The sequence below is a fragment of the Paenisporosarcina quisquiliarum genome, from assembly GCF_043641925.1.
Classification (GTDB): Bacteria; Bacillota; Bacilli; order Bacillales_A; family Planococcaceae; genus Paenisporosarcina; species Paenisporosarcina quisquiliarum_A.
This window is the reverse complement of the sequence record NZ_JBHZRU010000009.1, coordinates 16,823-34,018: the sequence shown is the minus strand read 5'-3', so window position 1 is coordinate 34,018 and position 17,196 is coordinate 16,823. Positions and strand designations below refer to the sequence as shown.

Sequence of the window (17,196 nt, the reverse complement as noted above, 5' to 3'; positions counted from 1 at the left end):
GGATTTAAAGTCCCTAAGATGCCTTTATCTATATTCAATAAAAAATTTAATTCACATCAAAACCATTAACTCTTACTTCACGATCAGATTTTGCTGCATCTAACATTAAAAATATGGCTGTTAGAGTATGCATAATCATTCCCACAAAAGGAATCCACGCAATACAAGAAGTCACAATTCCAAGGATACTCCCTGTTGTTGATCCCTCATCTTTTTTCGTTAAAACGAGTGTGACAATATGCAACGCAAGCATAATCGCTAATGGAACCCATAAAAATCCGATTACGATTGTTGCTCCTAAAATCGGAATCGCTAAAATTGCTTCCATTCCACCAGTAACCCATTTTAAAATTCTTGAAACTGACATTCTCAACATCCCCATCCACTTAATTGTCATTTGTATAATTCTTATTTACTATATCACTTCTTGATTGTACTGAACATATGATACGGCAATTTCGAACTAAAACAGTTTTATTATGATATGTATATGCAGGGGAATACATCTGAAAATGACAGAGCAGAATTTACTCTTACGCTCAATTGAAAACCTAAAATATTGAAAGATGTTTCAATTAGAATTTGACTTAGTCATTAAATAGTTAAGAACGTTATCTATATAATTTTCTATAGGCATACTTGAATCCACTCTCAAACACTCATGTCCCACGGGTTTTTTGCTATTATTCACCCATTCATTAAAAGCTTCTTCGGAGGATATGTTTTCAATTTGACTCACCATTCGTTCTCTATTCGCCAGTCTGAATTTAATTTCTTTACTGTCGTTTAAATAACATTCAATATATTTATACTCTACCTTGTGTTTTTCAGAAAGATGTACACCTTTTTCAACCATTTCCATGTAAAAACAAGGACTATCTAAAATTACGCTTTGTCCTTGAGACAAATAGAAATCGACTAATGACCAATCAATATCATATGAAATTTTCCCTGCCAATTGATGGTCGATTGAGTTGTCATTCAACGAATTTAATAAGGCCGATTTCACAACATCATGATCGACTATAACTGCACCCGTAAGTTTAGCTATTTGTTTAGCAAGAGTCGATTTCCCTGCACCAGGAAAACCAGACATTTGAAGAAAAAACATCATTACACTTCCTTATTGTCATGATAAGTCAACACATCAGTCGGTGCTGCTCAGCTAAGATTTGCCTCCTTGTGTGAGAATCCATACACATCGAAGTACAACATTTCATAATTATTAGAAATTAATCTTTTACAATCTTGCCCCTATTGTACAGAAACCCGATCATCCTCCATATGGCAAAGGTTGAGTTCCATCTACATCAGTAAAACCATATTTTCTCGCTAGATCAGCCACCATCATTGTATCGCCTGAAACCTTTGATACCGTGGAGTCTGTTGCCAATGCCACAACTGCACGACCTACATAAGCTGTTGTTTCCGTTGTTCCATCCTCTGGTCCAAAACCTGAATCTGCCACTCTTTCTGTCCTCATCCAACCTGGGCAAACAGCAACGGTTGAAACGTTGAAGTCCTTTAATTCCTTTGCCATCACTAGGGTCATTCGATTGATAGCATTCATAGCTAAATCATAATATAAATTACCTGAAATCTGGTCCTTGATAAAAAATGTGATATTTACAATTAACCCTATACGATGTTGCTTCATTAAAGGTACAGCGTATCGAGTAGTCAGCAAATAAGCTTGCGGTCCAGCAACCATCATAGCATCCCAATGCTCCACTGGTCGTTCCCAAAAATGTCGTCCTTCTCCTGATGCGAGAGAACTTTCAGAGCCACCAAATACACTATTTACTAAAATATCAATCCGACCATGTTCTCTTTCAATTTGCTCAAACAGGTTTCTCACGTCATTGTCGCTAGTATGGTCACATCGTATGGCGATGCCCTTACCTCCTCGTAAAGTGACGCCATCGGCAGTTTCCTCAATGGTTTCTGATCGATTATCGGTTGTAGCTCCCTTTATACTCCTACCTGTCACATATACGGTCGCCCCTGCACTGCCTAGTTCGAAGGCAATCCCTCTACCCGCTCCACGGGATGCACCTGTAACAACAGCAATCTTCCCTTGTAATGGTTTCAAATGTTCCTAACTCCCTTATCTATCTCAATTTTAAATACAATAAAATTTCACATTTTTGTTCATACATATTGGTATTAATACTTGTCCCACTAATGGCGCTTTAGTTCAATAAGAAAAAGAACCACTGTAGTTTAAGTAAGAAACATTGAAATAGATGTAGCAAATAGAAGCAATACTAAAAGAAAAGGAACTAATGCCTTTCTTATTTCTTCTTCGTTTTCAGCTTTCTTAACCTTCTTTTTATAATCAATCCAACTAATAAACGTTACAATCGAAACTATTATTACATATGGAAGTTCTTCCAAGCGAATCCCTCCTTCATTTCCAATATTTCACTCAAAAATCACACATTAATATAATTCTTGAATATGCTAGGTAAGAATGAAATACGCGAACATAGAAAGAGGTATATTATGATTCAACTAGCGGGGATGCCCTTTCAACAAGGTGAACTCTGGTTGCCTGGTAGTATCGAACGGATGATTTTTCAACGAATGATTGAAGATACAGTCATTTACTCGTATCAATCCATAGGTGAATTATCTTTTGAACTTAAGTTACGAAAAAATATACTATTAAGAGCAAGAGCTATGAATCAAAGCAATGTGAGGTTTGAAAGTTTTTCAAAATCTTTTTGTAATCCTCAATACTGGCATTTGACGAAGTCCGGCGGATTCTTGCTGCTGAATGGGGTAAAACCATCAGACGCGATTCAGGATATCTACACGAACAGTTCACAATATGCGTTCGAATGTGCAACTGCAATTCTCATTATTTATTACCACGCAGTCCTAAACGTTTTAGGTGAATCTTTATTTAACCAATTCTTTCAAAACATCTATTTGTATGGCTGGCATGCTGATCCTGACCTTGGAATAAATGCAACTTATACAACCCATCTTCTGCCTGGAGATGTTGTCTATTTTAATAATCCGGACTTCGATCCACGAACCCCTTATTGGAGAGGAGAAAATGCTGTTGTTCTTGGAGATGATTCGTTCTTTGGGCATGGATTAGGAATACTGACAGCTGAACAAATGATTCATTCGCTGAATCAAGTGAGAAAGCCAGGGGCAAACCAAATCGCATATCTGACAAATAAAATTGGAAGACCATCTTTTACCTATTTGGCGAAACTTTCGATATCGCAACTTGGTTATTCGGTTTATAAATACCAACAAATCTTCCATCATAACGAAAGTTCGGTTCCAATTGATCGATATATGTTCTAATAGCTACATCTTAGTTGAATAAGTTATACTGTGATCTATTTACAAGCACTTGTTTCATGCTTTTAATTATCCCCATATGTAGATTTTCATGATTAATATGAAAAATAAGCATTTCACCTAATGTTCCCATACCTAAGAACCGCTCTTTAAGTGGGTCATCAAGATGACCTTTACATGCTCGTTCAATAAGAATAGGTTGTTCTTCCAATCGATTTATTATCTCTTCCAATGAAGGAGGTTGTTCTACCCAATGTTGGGGTTCAGAACCACTCGGAAAAAGGACGTGATAAGATAGAGGCATTTGTCTTTCCTCATTAAGGGCTGGAAACATTGTATTATCCCATCCTACTAAGATATGACCAGCATTCCATCTGATACTGTTGTTATGACCTGGTGGAATTTTGTCTATGACATCTTCCGGAATTGTACGGAGAAACTCCACAGTCCATCTACGCCATAATTTCATTTGCTCAAATAAATGTTCTTCTTTCATACTTCTTCCTCTCCTTTAACTACTTAGTTAAGTCTATAAGAAAGCTCTATACTTTAATAATTTCCAGCATTTTAATAATCGCTTTTGTAACTGGTTGAGGATGGTCGATATGGATAGCGTGTCCAGCTTCTTTAACAATAAGATGAGTACTATTTGACGATAGATTAGCGAGTTCTCTTTGGAATTCCATCCAAACAGTCATTGATTCTGTTGTATGATGTAACTGTGTCCCCCCTGTCATAACGATAAGTGGCATGTTTCCAAGACTTGTACCCCTTACTTGTTCCAGACTTTCCTCAAATTCACTTAGAGAACCTTCGACTGTGAACTGTCCTAAATATTCTTCTTGAATTTTCTTATTGAAAAACGAAATCATTTTTTTATTTTGATCTTCATGAACCGAGTCTAAAAGGATTACTCCCACTACCTCTTCTGGGTATTTGCTTGTATATAGTCTTACATTTAGTCCTCCGAATGAATGTCCTATTAATACATATGGTGGTTTTATGTCTAGTTTTTGCAGCAGACCTCTAAGGTTCTCTATAATTTGAATACTATGTTTTGGTTTATTGCTTTTCGCACTTTTACCCACACCATCTCTGTCATACATAAATATATTTGCAAACTTCGAAACTTCATCCCTGATTGGATTCCAATTGCTTAAATCCCATCCGTACCCAGATTCAAACACAATCGTTAGCTTATCGTTAGAATCTGCAATATGTTCATAATATAGGTCCGTCCCGCTAATACTTACCTTTTCCTCATCTATATTTGTTTTCATTGTGTCCTCCATAAGTTTAGTTCTACATCATGGCAATTTTTATTGGTGTTACACTAACCTATCCCGTTAGCCACCAATCTCAATTCATCTACATATAAGATTACCATATATTTGATACATACCCATTTTATTATTAGGCTCTGTTATGGAGAAGGTTGAATAATGGTTAATGAATATGGGAAATGAATTTCTCAATGGATGTTTATGTTAAAATTAATAAAAAATTGTGAAAGTGTTCACTTAAACTAACGTAAGCTGGTTAGTTGAATAAGAACAAATAAAAGATATTATTATTTAACGTTGAATTTTATAAATTAATCGAGGGCATTTTCATCGATATAATGTAGCATATTGAAAATACATATAGGGGGATATTAAATGCAGTTTCATATCAGAGTACGAGCAGGTGCAATTATCATAGAAAATAATAATATATTATTAACGGTATATAATGACCAGTTAAGAGGTATCGTCTATGATTTACCTGCTGGCGGAACAGAACCAAATGAATCTATTACTGATGCAGTTAAAAGAGAAGCTAAAGAAGAGGCATGTATAGATGTAGAAGTTGGTCCTTTAGCCTTTGTTTATGAATATACACCACATCTTAATCTTGAAAAGTTTGGGAAGATCCATACACTAGTTATGATGTTTGAATGCAAAATAATAAACAACACAACTCCAAAACTTCCAGAAGATCCAGATTCGAATCAAATAGATGTTAAATGGCTACCAATATCGGAGTTACAAAATGTTGAAATGTATGCTAATATCGGTTCTTATTTACAGGATTATACAACTAACGCTAGAAACATTGACTTGATAGAAGAACATAAACTAAATCAAGCTTATGGTGAAGCAATGAGAAACTAATTACTTCCTTCTTCAACTAACGCGTGCTTTACTTCAATTAGGAGTAGAGCCTTTTATTCTTAAACTAACGCAGCAGTTTATTTTAATAAGATAGGGATGTAACATCATAAAAAGGTTTTATGTTGTTACATCCCTTTTTATATGAAGTTTATTTTTCTCCAATAACAGCTATAGTGTGGAACTGTCTTGAATAAGGTCCTTTTAATATTTTTACATTTTTGAAACCACTCTGTATCATTAAAGGAAGTAATTGTTGATCCAACATTTTTTGTATACCACTCCAAGTTTCCCCGTTCTTTCCATTACAAAGGGTTATAGTATATGTATACTAAATACTTTGGTAAACCTTTCATTTTCTAAAGGTATATTACTTACATTACCCTGCACAAATTTAGCTATACCTTTACTAATGTTGCGTATATTTCTTATTTTAGCTGATCGAAGAATCGATTTAGATAAGTCTAATCCTACTACTTGTTTTACGGTAGGATTTATAAGGAGAAGTTTCATTGCGTATCCAGCTCCACAACCGAGTTCTAATATCATTTCATCTTTTTTAAGATCCAAAAAATCGATTGTCCAAATTGTTTCTGGTCGATGCTGTAAAACCATTTTTTCCCCAAAATATAATCCTAACATTCCCTTTGGTGACTGATATTGTAAGTCAATACGTTTTTGCATTCTTTGTAGGCACACCATAATTCCACCTCTCTATAGTTCTTATGTAAATTATAGTAGAGTAGATGTATAAAACAATGTAATGTTATCTATACCTATTATTAATATTTTTTATAGATAAGGAGGGGACATTCTTGGACATTAAACAATTAGATGCATTCGATCATGTTGTAAGATTGGGTAGTTTTAGTAAAGCAGCAAGACACCTGAATCTTTCTCAACCTACTATTAGTATTAGAATACAAGGATTAGAAAAGGAGGTTGGGAGTGGCCTTTTTTATCGTGTTGGAAAAAGGATAGAACTTACAGAGGTAGGTAAAGGTTTTTTGCCTTACGCGAGACAAGTTCTTGAAATTCTAAATAAAGGGATTGAAAGAGCGAATCTTATTCGAGAGGGAAAATTGGGTCATGTTACTATTGGAACCCTACCATCATTTACTTCAGGTTTATTTAGTTCGGTAATTGCTAATCTAAATAAAAACTACTCTGAAATAAATTTAGAGATACATACAGGACATAATCAGCAAATTGTTGAAATGCTATATGATGGATTGGTTAAAATCGGGTTTATGACAAATCCTTATTTTAATACAGACTTAAAGAGTATCGTTTCTTTTAAAGAACCACTAATATTAGTAGCTCACTATTCACATCCCTTAGTTTCATCAATTAATAAGAACCTTAGTACTGCCGATGTAATAAAAGAAGGTAAGCCATATATAATTGTGGATTGGAGTGAGGAAAGTAAACATTGGCAAAAATCAATGATCTTCACTGGCATAGATTCATTAGAATTACCTCCAGCTACAGCTTTAGATTTAGTTCTTTCAAAGAATGGAATAACGCTTGTAACTGAATCAATGGTAATTGATCTTTTAGAATCCAAAAAGTTAGTAAAAATCCAATCAACTGATTTCCCATCTTTATTCCGTGAAATATCTTTAGTAAGTTTAGAATCAGAAAGTAGCTTACCGCCAGCTGCTAAGACATTTGTTAATGCTTTTAAGTTCCAAATTAAAAACTCCCCTGAAAGAACGTAATGTTTTTTCAAGATCTGTGGTGTAGCTATTATTCCAAAACTTTATTTATGGCTCGAGTGCTTTAATTAAATAAGGAGTAGAGCTTTTTTCTTCTTTAACTAACGCAGCAGTTTAGTTCAATTAGAGGTATTAAGCACATAACAATTATTGGGGGAAATGCTTTGAAAAGATTATTGAATTGGAGTTATTTTTCGGTTTTATTTGTTAGCATCTTAATAGGGTATTTTGGGATACCTATGCTAAATCGTTTATACTTTCTCATCTAACAGGGCATTTTAGTACAAGAATTAAAAAAAGTTTAAATTTGCTAAGCAGGTGACATATGAAGATATTTAAAAAAATTATCGACTTCCTCAACAGAGCGAAGGGCATAGACATATGGGGAGACAGGAACGAGGGTTTAACCGATGATGATATAAAATATATAGACAGCATACCAACTCAAAATCCGTATGGGGCGGTAGGAATGATTCTTGGTGGAGTTTCTTTCTTATTCCCCCAATACGCTTTTTCTGTTATTACTCTTATCTTTTGTATAGTAACATTTTTTACTTTTGAAAAAGAAAAAGAAGATAATCCTTGGACGTTTATTGTGGGTATAGTATTTTCTTTGATGGGATTATCAATGTTTCTCGCAGGTAAAATTCACCACTTAATAATCTGATACAATCCTTTGTTTTAGTAAGGGAAATTAATTAAATTAGGTTATTCATTTAATTAAAGGGTTTTAATTAAACTAACGGGTGTTTAGTAAAAAAATAGACAGGAAATAATGAGCTTGAGAAGTATCCAAGCTCACTTTTCTATTCAAAATCAACCATTAAATTTAACATAGCCCGGCTATTAAAACTAATGTGGCAACCCTACGCTTTAAGTTGTTACCTCAACCTCTATTTTATTAACCCCGATATAATCAGATGTTAATTCTTTCTTCCAAGATGCCAATATTAACACTGAGGAAATGATCAAAATTCCACTTAGCACAATAAAACAAGACATAATTAGGCCGTTTGAAACCATTCCTGTAAAAAGAGCGAGCAGTGCAATCCTTATGAGTAAACCTGCCGATCGAAATAAACTGTCGACTCTTCCGATTAATTCGTTAGGGATTTGATCCATTAAGTATGAATTTCTTGCAACTCTTGTTCCACTATTACCAATAGCTATGAATAGCATCAGTGCTAAATAAGATGGCACATTCGCTACAACAATTAATGATATTGCAAGTGTGTATGTTAAGACTCCGTAAATCATGGTTTTTTCATTTCCTAGTTTTCTAGCAAATAAAGGGACAAAAATTCCTGCTAGAATAGCCCCAACTCCATAAACCATTCCTTGAATTCCATAGACATTTCCAGATGTTTTTAACACATCTGCTAAATAAACGGGAAACAAATAATTCGTTATCATGACGCCAATAAAAGGCATGATTGAAAATAAGAGAAAGATAAACATTAAGGGTCTTTTCAGCATATACAAAAGACCAGCCGTTGCTTTATTAAAGGATTTATTAGTACTTAGACGGCTCGCTTGAGCGTATGGAATGCGTATATAAAAATAAATGGCAGCAGCATACGTTAAAACATCCAATAATAAAATCGTTTGTAATTCCCACTTTGTTAATAAAATACTTGCCAAGGCACCGGCTATTACACTAGATAGCTGCCCTTGAACTTCCATCGCTCCGTTTAATACTTTGTATTGATCAGCGTTAAAAATTTCTTGATTTAACGCGAACATGGTTGGGTAAAAAATCGTGTAATACAAGGTTCCAATCATATAAATGATTATATAATGCCAAACTTCATATTCTAACCCCACAAATCCAATCAAAGAAAAAATGAGTAATAATGCCAGACTGATAAACTTGCTAACTAAAAGTAATTTCTTTCGAGACATATTATCTATCAGATTGCCGATAAAAGGCGTCAAGAAAAAGCTTAGAATTGTTGTAGCTATCGTTACATATCCAAACACCGCATTTCCATCTTTACTCGTTACAAGCATCCATGGAATGGCAATCATTGTGATGCCAGACCCTACTGATGAAGCGATATTGGCAAATAGTATCATTCGAAAACGAGCGTCTTGAAGAAGATTTTTCATGATGTTATTCTCCTCTTGTTCATATAATTTTCTGTTACATTTACTGTAAATGAAAATGCATGAAATCCATTCATTCATTAGTCTAGAAAACGTCTCATTCAAATGACTGATATTCAAAAAGAAAAAATCCAGCAGATTTTTCATCTGCTGGATTTTCATGCATTCTCGTATTAATGAAGCGTATTAAATTTGGCTTTACTTTGATCTAAACGTTGTTGAAGATTACGAATAGGTTCTATGTCTCCTTCTTTTTCAAGGGCATTTGCAACCGAACGTTCGGCATGTTCAATCATATCTTGCAGATGTAAAAGGGCACGTTCTGATGGATTGGTAAGAGCCTGCCCGACAGCCATTGTCACATTATCCACTGAGTTGTTTAATCGAGTGATTACCGAGTCATCTTTCCAACTTACTTTTGTATGGTCTTCCATAGCCAAGTCCTCCCAACTTTTACTTAACTAGTTCGTCCTTATTATGGCAAACACCTAGCTTTTCATACCTTAAATACTTTCTTAACTTTCATGGAAAACTAATTCCTTCAGTTCTTTCAAAACCTTCTTAAAAGCCTGTCCATCGATATCATGTCGAAAATCCCGAAATGGATCTCCTTGTTTTGTCAGACGTTCCAATACTGCATGAATTGTAAACTGTTCAGGTCTTAAGTTTTCATTTACCTCATTCCATTTAAGAGGTGTTGCGATTAGCCCCTGTTCAGTGCCGCGTGGAGAGTATGGTGCAATAATGGTCTTTCCTTCTTTATGTTGAACATAGTCTAAATATAGTTTGTTGTTGCGGTTTTTAATTAAGCGCTCTGTCGTAAACCATTGAGGCTCCTGTTCACATAAAAAGTTACATACAAACTGAGTAAAAACTCGCGTTTCTTCATATGTAAAAGCATTTAATGGCAAAGGAATATAAACTTGTAAACCTTTTCTGCCTGAGGTCTTCACGTATGATGTCAATCCAAATTGGTCAAATATAGCCTTCATTCTAACTGCCGCTTCGATCGCAAGTGAAAACTCCTTAACAGATGGTGGATCCAAATCAAATACAATTTCAAGAGGTTTATTCGTCAAATAGGTTTGAAAAGGAATGTGAAATTCGAGTGCATGTTGATTACCGAGCCATAGCAATGATTCAACATTATTACATAATAGAAACCGTGTATCCTCCACTTCTTTGGTCATAATAAATTTAGGAACTGCATCAGGCGTATTCTTTTGGTAAAAGCTCTCTTTGCCTGCACCGTGTGTAAATCGAATAACGGTTAGCAGACGATCACGAAGAAAAGGCAATATCAAAGGGGCTACTTTTTGTAAATAAAGCAGGTAATCATCTTTTTCCACACCAATCATTGGCCAAATCGGTTTATCAGGGTTTGTGATCTGAACCCTTTCAGGCAAAGGAAAAAGCTGACGTTGCATGTGACGCCAAGTGCATTCTTCTGGATTCTTCTCGAAATTAAATGCATAAAATCTCGGCTCGCGAATGTGTTTTCCATCAAAATCAATCGTCGCAATATCCACACATATAGACGGCTCGAGTCTCCATGTACCCTTTTCAGACGCAATGCCATTCGACAGAAATAAGGTACTTAATATTTTCTTTTCATCTTCAGACAGTCCATGTTTAAAGGTCACCACTTCAATTAACTCTTCTCTATTGAATATGGAACCATGGAAAAAACCGTTCCTTTGATCATATTTCGTTAAAATAACCGTTACGTATTTCCAGTTTTTTATTTTGAGCCATTGACCGGTTCGATTATCGCTTTCCCATTTACTCGATTTTTCCTTTGCAACGATGCCTTCTCCATGTCCAACTTGAACTTTATTCCATACTGTCTTGCTGTGTTTATAAACGTCAATAGCTTGAATTAAATTTGGATTCTCTCGTTCAACTGATAAAGGGAGTTTCATCGATTTAAAAAGGGTTTGCAGAACTTTCTTTCTTGCTTCAATGGTGTGATTACTTTGACTCTCGCCGTTTATTTCCATCAGGTCAAACGCAATATAATGGCATGGAAATTCCTTTGATTGGTCGAGAATAACCGACTGATTACGCATACGCCCTCTTAACTGAACGATAGAAAATGTACTCTGGACATCATTTGATAAATACACTAATTCTCCGTCCATTTTTAATGGCAAAAAGGGTTTGATTTTTTCGTATATCGTTTCACTGAAACGGATGATTTCAGGAAACATCTCATTCAAGACGTTCCCATTTCTACTTAACAAAATAGGTGTTTCATTTTCCCAATTTAATAAACAACGAAAACCATCATATTTTACTTCATAGAGCCAGTTCTTTCCGACAGGAATTTCTGTTGCAGAAGACAAAAGCATAGGCTTCAATTTTCATCCCACTCTCGATTGTTTGTCCTAGCTTTTGATGTTCTTTCCAATCTGATACATAAATAACCCAAAACATTGCATAGTAAGGAAAAGAAAGTGTAGGTGAAACATATGCATACCGTTTGGAAAGGCAGCATCAGCTTTGGACTGGTCAATATTCCTGTGAAGCTTCATACTGCAACCGAAAACAAAGATATTAAATTACGCCAACTTCATAAAGAGTGTAATGCTCCGATCAATTATCAAAAAGTTTGTTCTGGCTGCAGCGAAGAAGTCAAAAGTGAAGATATCGTAAAAGCATATGAGTATGCCAAAAATAAATTTGTCGTATTGGACGATGAAGAACTTGAAAGATTGAAAAAGGAAAACGAAGACAAAGCTGTAGAGATTATCGATTTTGTAAAACTTGAAGAAATCGATCCCATCTTTTTTGAACGAAGCTATTTCATGGCGCCTGATAGTGGTGGTGCAAAGGCATATTCCCTTTTACGAAAAGCTCTAATGGAGTCAGGAAAAATTGGCGTAGCCAAAATTATGATTCGTTCTAAAGAACAACTGGCAGTAGTGCGTGTTTACAATGAAACCTTATTGATGGAAACGATTCATTTTCCAGATGAAGTTCGTAACTTTAAGGATGTCCCAAACATTCCTGAAGAACAAGTGGTGGTTAAAAAAGAGTTAGATACTGCACTCATGTTAGTGGACCAGTTAACGACTACCTTTGACCCTGAGAAATATACGGATGATTACAGAACAGCCTTAATGGAGTTAATCGAAGAGAAGAAATCTGGCAAATTCACGGTAACAACGACTGAAAAACAACCAACTGCGCCGTCAAACGTGACGGACTTGATGTCTGCTCTTCAAGCTTCATTAGACCAAACGAAAAAGAAAAAACCAGCACCAAGAAAACGCACCGCAAAAGCAAAGACTTCTTAGTTCATTTACAAATAGAAGACAGGATTTTGGGAAAGCTACAAATGTGAAGCTTAATAAAAAAGAGGAGGAACCATTATGCCAAGACCACTACCAAATGACTCAGCCGATAATGTAGAACGACTGAATAACACGATTAACAATATGGAAGCTGCCGAAGAAGCCATGGCATTAGCTGATGGAAAAGAACGTGCACGGATTAAGGAAAAAAATGAACGTCGTAAGGAAGCCATTTCAGGTTTGAATAGTGAAGTAGTCGCTGAAGAAAAATCTCGCATCAACGGCTATATCTAACATGCAAAAGGAGCTCTCAGTTATTCACTAATGAGAGCTCCTTTTAAATGGATAATACAGATTATCGATACATAGAGTGGACGTTAGTTTGAATATTAAGTGGTGACCAATTTTTCAAGAAATGAATGGTCGTTTTTCTTCCCTGTTCCAAAAGTGCTATTTTCGTGTCACTACTCAAATCAAAATCCGTCGTTTTTGTATCTTCTACAGGAATAAATATGATGTTTTTCTCATGTTTTCGTGAAATATATTTTGAATCATGTGCGCTTTGCATCGTTGAAAAAAGAGCTTCAAATAGATTTAGACTATTGTTAACAATATGAACTGGCGTCTCGTTATGTCCCCGACTAATTTTCAATCCAATCACTGGACGTTGTTTTCTCCCATTTGGTTCATCAAATAACCAAATAGGAAAGTTACTTAATACACCACCATCCACAATTAATGACTCGCCAGAATCCAAGTTCAATTTGACAGGCTCAAAGAAAAAAGGAATGCCACAACTCATACGTATAGCACGAGCAATTGGAAAAGTTTTTGCTGGTATGCCATAACGCTCTAAATCATCTGGTAGAACCAACATCTTGCCATTCGTAATATCGGAAGCAATTAATTTTAATGATCCTTCAGGTAAATCCCCAAATGAATGAATCCCCTTTATCGCTAACTTTTCAGCAAGCCAATCTTCAAGTGCATTGCCCTGATATAATCCCATTCGCCAATAAAGAAAAAACCATTTCATAAAGGGAAAAGGCAGAAAGGTGTTTCGCGGATCCATAAAAATTTTAAAATTTTGTTCATCCAACAACCTTTCAATTTCTTTTCCAGAATATCCAGCGGCAATAAATCCGGCAAGAATGGCTCCTGCACTTGTACCAGCAAGACGATGAAATTGGAATCCTTTTTCCTCTAACACTTGATATGCCCCAATTAAAGCAAAATCCTTTATTCCACCTCCTGAAAACACACCGTCAATTAACATAGAAAACGCTCCTTTTTTCATCTCTTCTTACACTGTAAGAATGAATAAGAGAAATTAGAACGTCGAACAAGCTTGAATAGCTTCAAACTTTTAATGAATAATAAACACCTTCCACGTCTACAATATTGATATCAACATAAAGGGGTTTAGCGATGTTATTATTCAAATATTATAAGGACGAAACGGGTGAATACTTAGCAATTCGTGATGAATACGTATACTACGTCTGCATCCCTTCTTCAGACGAAACTGCACATATTGTGACATTATTCGATTTTGCTGAAGCTAAAATAAAAGCTCATTATCATAAAAATAAAGAGGAAATTCATCAAATGAAAATCTATTTACCAGAAGATCCTCTTTTACTCGAACGTATTCAAGCGGTAAAAAATTATCAAAAGATTTATGCAATCAGTCATGAAGAGTTCATTGATTCTTATACAGGGTGAGGATTATTTAAGGGGCTAACGTCTTAGTTAGCCCCTTTTTCTATGCATTCATTTATTGTCGTTTATTGACAATACAATATTCTTACAAATTATTTCCCGAGAAATAATGACAACTTCCAACAATATATTTGCTGGAATTCATCTAGAATTTTCCAATGTGTAATGATAGGCTAATAGTAAGGTCACATAGGTATTAATCATTATTTAAACCTCTACATATTTTGAAAAGGCTTTGTAGGAAGCGTGCGTATTGGAGGCGAAAACAATGTTGAAAAGTATTATCTTGAACTACCCCCACTTATCGACCTTACGGTCTGATTGAAGTGGGAGATTCTTGGGAACAGAGCGTACTTATTGACGTATTTCTTTGTCAACAGAGGCTTCTCTTATTGACCAAGCTAACCCCGCAGATTCCTACGGTTCTATCCTTTTGTTTAAGCCAAAACAAAGGTTCTTAAGCCTTCGGCTAGGATGTTTTTGCTGGCATTTATATCTCTATTGTGATATTCGTGGCAAATAGGACAAGTCCAATCCCTTATTTCAAGAGATTTCTTGCCATCCTGATGTCCACAATTGGAACATATTTGACTAGACGGGAACCATCTGCTTATCTTCACGACGGTTTTACCATACCATTTCGCCTTGTATTCTAACTTCGATACAAAAGCAGACCAGGATACATCAGAGATTGATTTTGCTAACTTATGATTGCGTAACATTCCTTTGGTATTCAACTCTTCGATACAGACAATATCGTGGTTTTTGATGATGTCTGTACTTAATTTGTTAAGGAAATCGTCACGTTGGTTCATTATTCTTTCGTGCAATCTAGCGACTTTTATCTTTTGCTTCTGATAGTTTTTTGCATCAAGAAGGCTTATCCCCTTGTTTTTAGCATTCAATGCACGTCTTGAAAGTTTCCGTTGTTCACGCTTTAGTTTCTTTTCCATCTTTGATGTGAACTTATTATTGTCAATCTTGCGACCATCAGAAAAAATTGCAAAGTCAGTGATCCCTAAGTCTATGCCAATAGATGAATCAGTTTTCTCCAATGGTTGAACGACTGTTTCGGCCAAAATGGATACAAAGTATTTGCCACTAGGATTTTGTCTAATAGTCGCACGAATAATACGACCTTTTACTTCACGACTTTTTGCAAAGCGAACAAGACCCAGTTTCGGTAATTTTATTTTGTTATCTACAATGGCAATGTTATGATTTGTTTCTTTCGTTGTGTAGGATTGCACCTTATTCTTTTTAGACTTGAAGCGTGGTGCTTTATTTTGTTTCTTGAAGAATCGTGAATAGGAATCAGCAAGGTTTTTAAGTGAGGATTGAAGGGCAATGCTATCAACTTCTTTTAGCCATATTAATTCCTTTTTTAAATGTGTTAATTCAGCCGAACAAGAATGGTACGTTAATCCTTTCCCAGTTTCTTTGTATGTATCGTTCCATCGCCCTAAAAAGCGATTGAATACGAAACGACTGCATCCGATTGTTTTAGCAATGAGGATTTCTTGTTCTTTGGTTGGATAGATCCGGAATTTGTATGCCTTATTGACTAACATGATTCCCACCCCTAACGACACGAATGTTTGTTCTTATTATATCATCGTGAGGAAAGTTTTGGATACCGCCAGCCGACATTCATCTCCCACCTACTCATTAGGCTTCAACTTTTTCATTCCTTGAGGTGGGAGTCTTCTGTTGGATAACGATAAAAGAGCTTAAAATCATTGTCAGAGAAAAAGGAAACTTCTTCTTTCTTATTGGCATGCCTATCATGTTCATTGTTCTATTCGGTTCCATTTTTGGGAACACGGATACCAAATTCACCATTCCATATATTGACCATGATCAATCAGAAACCTCAAAAGCATTTCTTGAACAATTAAGATGGAATCAGTGCTTTAGAGTTAGAGAAAGTTGATAGAAACGAACAAGAACAAGTTGAACAAATAAAATCCGGAAAAATATCTACCCTTCTCGTCATTCCTGAAAATTTTGAGAAAGAGTTAACTTCCAGCAGCTCACAAGCAGGTATAAAATTCTATCGGGATCCGGCAGAAGCACAGACAATTGCATCCATTGAGGCCATTTTAGAAAATATAGCAATTGGCTACCGTGAACAAAAATTAGCTGGTGCACTTGCAAGTACAGGTCTGAATGAAGCAGAGGTCGAAAACATTTTGACCGCTCCTGTACAAATTGAACAAATCAACACCAGCACAAAACAAGTTGATGCCATTTCACAATATGTTCCAGGGTATACGGTCATGTTTGTGTTCTTCATCATGATTACGATGGTCCGTCGCTTTTTCCAAGAGAGCGAATCAGGTATGGTTGCACGTATGCAAAGTACACCTTTAAAACCGATAACATATTTAATCGGTATGTGGATTCCAGCTTTGTTAAGTGTTATTATTCAATGTTCAGTTCTCCTTGGTTTTGGACATTTTGTATATGGATTGAACTTGGGCAATCTTTTCGCTATCAGTACAATTGTCATTTGCTTAGCAGTTTGCGGAACTGGCTTAGGATTAGCTATGGCCGTTAACGTGAAAGGCGAAAACCAAGGGCTTGCGCTAACACAGGTATTTTCTTTAGGCGGTGCAGTGTTGGCTGGACTGTGGTTTCCCTTTGAAATGCTTCCTTCATTCGCAAGAGCAATTGGTATTTTCACACCACAATACTGGGCACAGACCGGTTTACAAAATATCATGGTACGAGGAGCAGATGTAAGTGATATTTGGCAAGGTCTACTCGTGTTATTAGGCTATGGTGCGTTTGGAATTTTAATTGCATTATTGCGGTTCAAATATTTCATTAAGACAGCGATTAGTTAAATTAACTTTTCTAAAAAACCGTCACCTTTTTAAG

The 17,196-nt window shown here is 35.7% G+C and carries 20 protein-coding genes; 8 read left to right on the top strand and 12 right to left on the bottom strand.

The annotated features are described in order from the left end of the window. Nucleotides 1-46: 46 nt before the first annotated feature. The 4 genes from ACHUE4_RS08300 to ACHUE4_RS08285 form a co-directional block, all read right to left on the bottom strand. Nucleotides 47-367, bottom strand: a complete 321-nt coding sequence (locus ACHUE4_RS08300; RefSeq protein WP_394188906.1) for a hypothetical protein — start codon at nucleotides 365-367, stop codon at nucleotides 47-49. A 204-nt stretch (nucleotides 368-571) separates the two neighbouring features. After that, nucleotides 572-1,111 (bottom strand): P-loop nucleotide/nucleoside kinase family protein, encoded by a 540-nt coding sequence (locus ACHUE4_RS08295; RefSeq protein ID WP_394188905.1) that lies wholly within the window; start codon nucleotides 1,109-1,111, stop codon nucleotides 572-574. A gap of 162 nt (nucleotides 1,112-1,273) precedes the next feature. Beyond that, complete coding sequence (locus tag ACHUE4_RS08290; protein ID WP_394188904.1) at nucleotides 1,274-2,092, bottom strand: SDR family NAD(P)-dependent oxidoreductase; 819 nt, start codon at nucleotides 2,090-2,092, stop codon at nucleotides 1,274-1,276. A gap of 131 nt (nucleotides 2,093-2,223) precedes the next feature. After that, nucleotides 2,224-2,397, bottom strand: a complete 174-nt coding sequence (locus tag ACHUE4_RS08285; RefSeq protein WP_394188903.1) for a hypothetical protein — start codon at nucleotides 2,395-2,397, stop codon at nucleotides 2,224-2,226. A 108-nt stretch (nucleotides 2,398-2,505) separates the two neighbouring features. On the opposite strand from ACHUE4_RS08285, the gene ACHUE4_RS08280 reads away from it, so the two are divergent. Then, nucleotides 2,506-3,324 (top strand): protein-glutamine gamma-glutamyltransferase, encoded by an 819-nt coding sequence (locus ACHUE4_RS08280; protein ID WP_394188902.1) that lies wholly within the window; start codon nucleotides 2,506-2,508, stop codon nucleotides 3,322-3,324. Nucleotides 3,325-3,334: 10 nt separating this feature from the next. On the opposite strand, the gene ACHUE4_RS08275 is transcribed toward ACHUE4_RS08280, so the two are convergent. Further along, a complete protein-coding gene (locus ACHUE4_RS08275; protein WP_394188901.1) occupies nucleotides 3,335-3,817 on the bottom strand; it encodes a DinB family protein in 483 nt (160 codons plus the stop codon). Between the two features lie 46 nt (nucleotides 3,818-3,863). Continuing rightward, nucleotides 3,864-4,601 carry an alpha/beta fold hydrolase gene (locus ACHUE4_RS08270; RefSeq protein WP_394188900.1) on the bottom strand — a complete coding sequence of 246 codons (738 nt, stop codon included), beginning with the start codon at nucleotides 4,599-4,601 and terminating at the stop codon, nucleotides 3,864-3,866. Between the two features lie 378 nt (nucleotides 4,602-4,979). On the opposite strand from ACHUE4_RS08270, the gene ACHUE4_RS08265 reads away from it, so the two are divergent. Next, nucleotides 4,980-5,474, top strand: a complete 495-nt coding sequence (locus ACHUE4_RS08265) for an NUDIX domain-containing protein (RefSeq protein WP_394188899.1) — start codon at nucleotides 4,980-4,982, stop codon at nucleotides 5,472-5,474. A 312-nt stretch (nucleotides 5,475-5,786) separates the two neighbouring features. Here ACHUE4_RS08265 and ACHUE4_RS08260 read toward each other — a convergent pair whose 3' ends face one another. After that, nucleotides 5,787-6,155 carry a class I SAM-dependent methyltransferase gene (locus tag ACHUE4_RS08260; RefSeq protein ID WP_394188898.1) on the bottom strand — a complete coding sequence of 123 codons (369 nt, stop codon included), beginning with the start codon at nucleotides 6,153-6,155 and terminating at the stop codon, nucleotides 5,787-5,789. Nucleotides 6,156-6,286: 131 nt separating this feature from the next. Here ACHUE4_RS08260 and ACHUE4_RS08255 point away from each other — a divergent pair, with 131 nt between their 5' ends. Together ACHUE4_RS08255 and ACHUE4_RS08250 are read left to right on the top strand one after the other, a co-directional pair. Continuing rightward, nucleotides 6,287-7,192: a LysR family transcriptional regulator gene (locus tag ACHUE4_RS08255; RefSeq protein WP_394188897.1), complete on the top strand. Its 906-nt coding sequence runs from the start codon at nucleotides 6,287-6,289 to the stop codon at nucleotides 7,190-7,192. 322 nt (nucleotides 7,193-7,514) lie between these two features. Continuing rightward, nucleotides 7,515-7,856, top strand: coding sequence for a cell division protein FtsK (locus ACHUE4_RS08250; RefSeq protein ID WP_394188896.1), 342 nt, complete (start codon nucleotides 7,515-7,517; stop codon nucleotides 7,854-7,856). 206 nt (nucleotides 7,857-8,062) lie between these two features. Here ACHUE4_RS08250 and ACHUE4_RS08245 read toward each other — a convergent pair whose 3' ends face one another. From ACHUE4_RS08245 to ACHUE4_RS08235, 3 genes are all read right to left on the bottom strand, one after another. Continuing rightward, complete coding sequence (locus ACHUE4_RS08245) at nucleotides 8,063-9,298, bottom strand: MFS transporter (RefSeq protein WP_394188895.1); 1,236 nt, start codon at nucleotides 9,296-9,298, stop codon at nucleotides 8,063-8,065. A gap of 170 nt (nucleotides 9,299-9,468) precedes the next feature. After that, complete coding sequence (locus ACHUE4_RS08240; protein WP_394188894.1) at nucleotides 9,469-9,729, bottom strand: hypothetical protein; 261 nt, start codon at nucleotides 9,727-9,729, stop codon at nucleotides 9,469-9,471. Nucleotides 9,730-9,810: 81 nt separating this feature from the next. Then, nucleotides 9,811-11,655 (bottom strand): DNA ligase D, encoded by a 1,845-nt coding sequence (locus tag ACHUE4_RS08235; RefSeq protein WP_394188893.1) that lies wholly within the window; start codon nucleotides 11,653-11,655, stop codon nucleotides 9,811-9,813. Between the two features lie 111 nt (nucleotides 11,656-11,766). Here ACHUE4_RS08235 and ku point away from each other — a divergent pair, with 111 nt between their 5' ends. Both ku and ACHUE4_RS08225 read left to right on the top strand, forming a co-directional pair. Then, nucleotides 11,767-12,594: a non-homologous end joining protein Ku gene (gene ku, locus ACHUE4_RS08230; RefSeq protein WP_394188892.1), complete on the top strand. Its 828-nt coding sequence runs from the start codon at nucleotides 11,767-11,769 to the stop codon at nucleotides 12,592-12,594. 75 nt (nucleotides 12,595-12,669) lie between these two features. Next, a complete protein-coding gene (locus ACHUE4_RS08225) occupies nucleotides 12,670-12,885 on the top strand; it encodes a small, acid-soluble spore protein tlp (RefSeq protein ID WP_394188891.1) in 216 nt (71 codons plus the stop codon). 61 nt (nucleotides 12,886-12,946) lie between these two features. Here the strand turns inward: ACHUE4_RS08225 and ACHUE4_RS08220 are convergent, their stop codons facing one another. Next, on the bottom strand, nucleotides 12,947-13,867 hold the full coding sequence (locus ACHUE4_RS08220) for a patatin-like phospholipase family protein (RefSeq protein WP_394188890.1): 921 nt from the start codon (nucleotides 13,865-13,867) through the stop codon (nucleotides 12,947-12,949). A 152-nt stretch (nucleotides 13,868-14,019) separates the two neighbouring features. Here ACHUE4_RS08220 and ACHUE4_RS08215 point away from each other — a divergent pair, with 152 nt between their 5' ends. Then, complete coding sequence (locus ACHUE4_RS08215) at nucleotides 14,020-14,316, top strand: hypothetical protein (RefSeq protein WP_394188889.1); 297 nt, start codon at nucleotides 14,020-14,022, stop codon at nucleotides 14,314-14,316. A gap of 434 nt (nucleotides 14,317-14,750) precedes the next feature. On the opposite strand, the gene tnpB is transcribed toward ACHUE4_RS08215, so the two are convergent. After that, the gene (gene tnpB / locus ACHUE4_RS08210) at nucleotides 14,751-15,884 is read right to left on the bottom strand and encodes an IS200/IS605 family element RNA-guided endonuclease TnpB (protein WP_394188888.1); all 1,134 of its coding nucleotides are present in this window, start codon (nucleotides 15,882-15,884) and stop codon (nucleotides 14,751-14,753) included. 333 nt (nucleotides 15,885-16,217) lie between these two features. Between tnpB and ACHUE4_RS08205 the strand changes: the two genes are divergently transcribed. Further along, nucleotides 16,218-17,162, top strand: coding sequence for an ABC transporter permease (locus tag ACHUE4_RS08205; RefSeq protein WP_394189092.1), 945 nt, complete (start codon nucleotides 16,218-16,220; stop codon nucleotides 17,160-17,162). Nucleotides 17,163-17,196: the final 34 nt, after the last annotated feature.

Bases quoted from the DNA above. Each gene is read 5' to 3' on its own strand.
- ACHUE4_RS08215 (WP_394188889.1), top strand. From the start codon at position 14,020: ATGTTATTATTCAAATATTATAAGGACGAAACGGGTGAATACTTAGCA.
- ACHUE4_RS08280 (WP_394188902.1), top strand. From the start codon at position 2,506: ATGATTCAACTAGCGGGGATGCCCTTTCAACAAGGTGAACTCTGGTTG.
- ACHUE4_RS08270 (WP_394188900.1), bottom strand. From the start codon at position 4,601: ATGAAAACAAATATAGATGAGGAAAAGGTAAGTATTAGCGGGACGGAC.
- ACHUE4_RS08295 (WP_394188905.1), bottom strand. From the start codon at position 1,111: ATGTTTTTTCTTCAAATGTCTGGTTTTCCTGGTGCAGGGAAATCGACT.
- ACHUE4_RS08225 (WP_394188891.1), top strand. From the start codon at position 12,670: ATGCCAAGACCACTACCAAATGACTCAGCCGATAATGTAGAACGACTG.
- ACHUE4_RS08240 (WP_394188894.1), bottom strand. From the start codon at position 9,729: ATGGAAGACCATACAAAAGTAAGTTGGAAAGATGACTCGGTAATCACT.
- ACHUE4_RS08265 (WP_394188899.1), top strand. From the start codon at position 4,980: ATGCAGTTTCATATCAGAGTACGAGCAGGTGCAATTATCATAGAAAAT.
- ACHUE4_RS08260 (WP_394188898.1), bottom strand. From the start codon at position 6,155: ATGCAAAAACGTATTGACTTACAATATCAGTCACCAAAGGGAATGTTA.
- ku (WP_394188892.1), top strand. From the start codon at position 11,767: ATGCATACCGTTTGGAAAGGCAGCATCAGCTTTGGACTGGTCAATATT.
- ACHUE4_RS08300 (WP_394188906.1), bottom strand. From the start codon at position 367: ATGTCAGTTTCAAGAATTTTAAAATGGGTTACTGGTGGAATGGAAGCA.
- ACHUE4_RS08250 (WP_394188896.1), top strand. From the start codon at position 7,515: ATGAAGATATTTAAAAAAATTATCGACTTCCTCAACAGAGCGAAGGGC.
- ACHUE4_RS08245 (WP_394188895.1), bottom strand. From the start codon at position 9,298: ATGAAAAATCTTCTTCAAGACGCTCGTTTTCGAATGATACTATTTGCC.
- ACHUE4_RS08275 (WP_394188901.1), bottom strand. From the start codon at position 3,817: ATGAAAGAAGAACATTTATTTGAGCAAATGAAATTATGGCGTAGATGG.
- ACHUE4_RS08220 (WP_394188890.1), bottom strand. From the start codon at position 13,867: ATGTTAATTGACGGTGTGTTTTCAGGAGGTGGAATAAAGGATTTTGCT.
- tnpB (WP_394188888.1), bottom strand. From the start codon at position 15,884: ATGTTAGTCAATAAGGCATACAAATTCCGGATCTATCCAACCAAAGAA.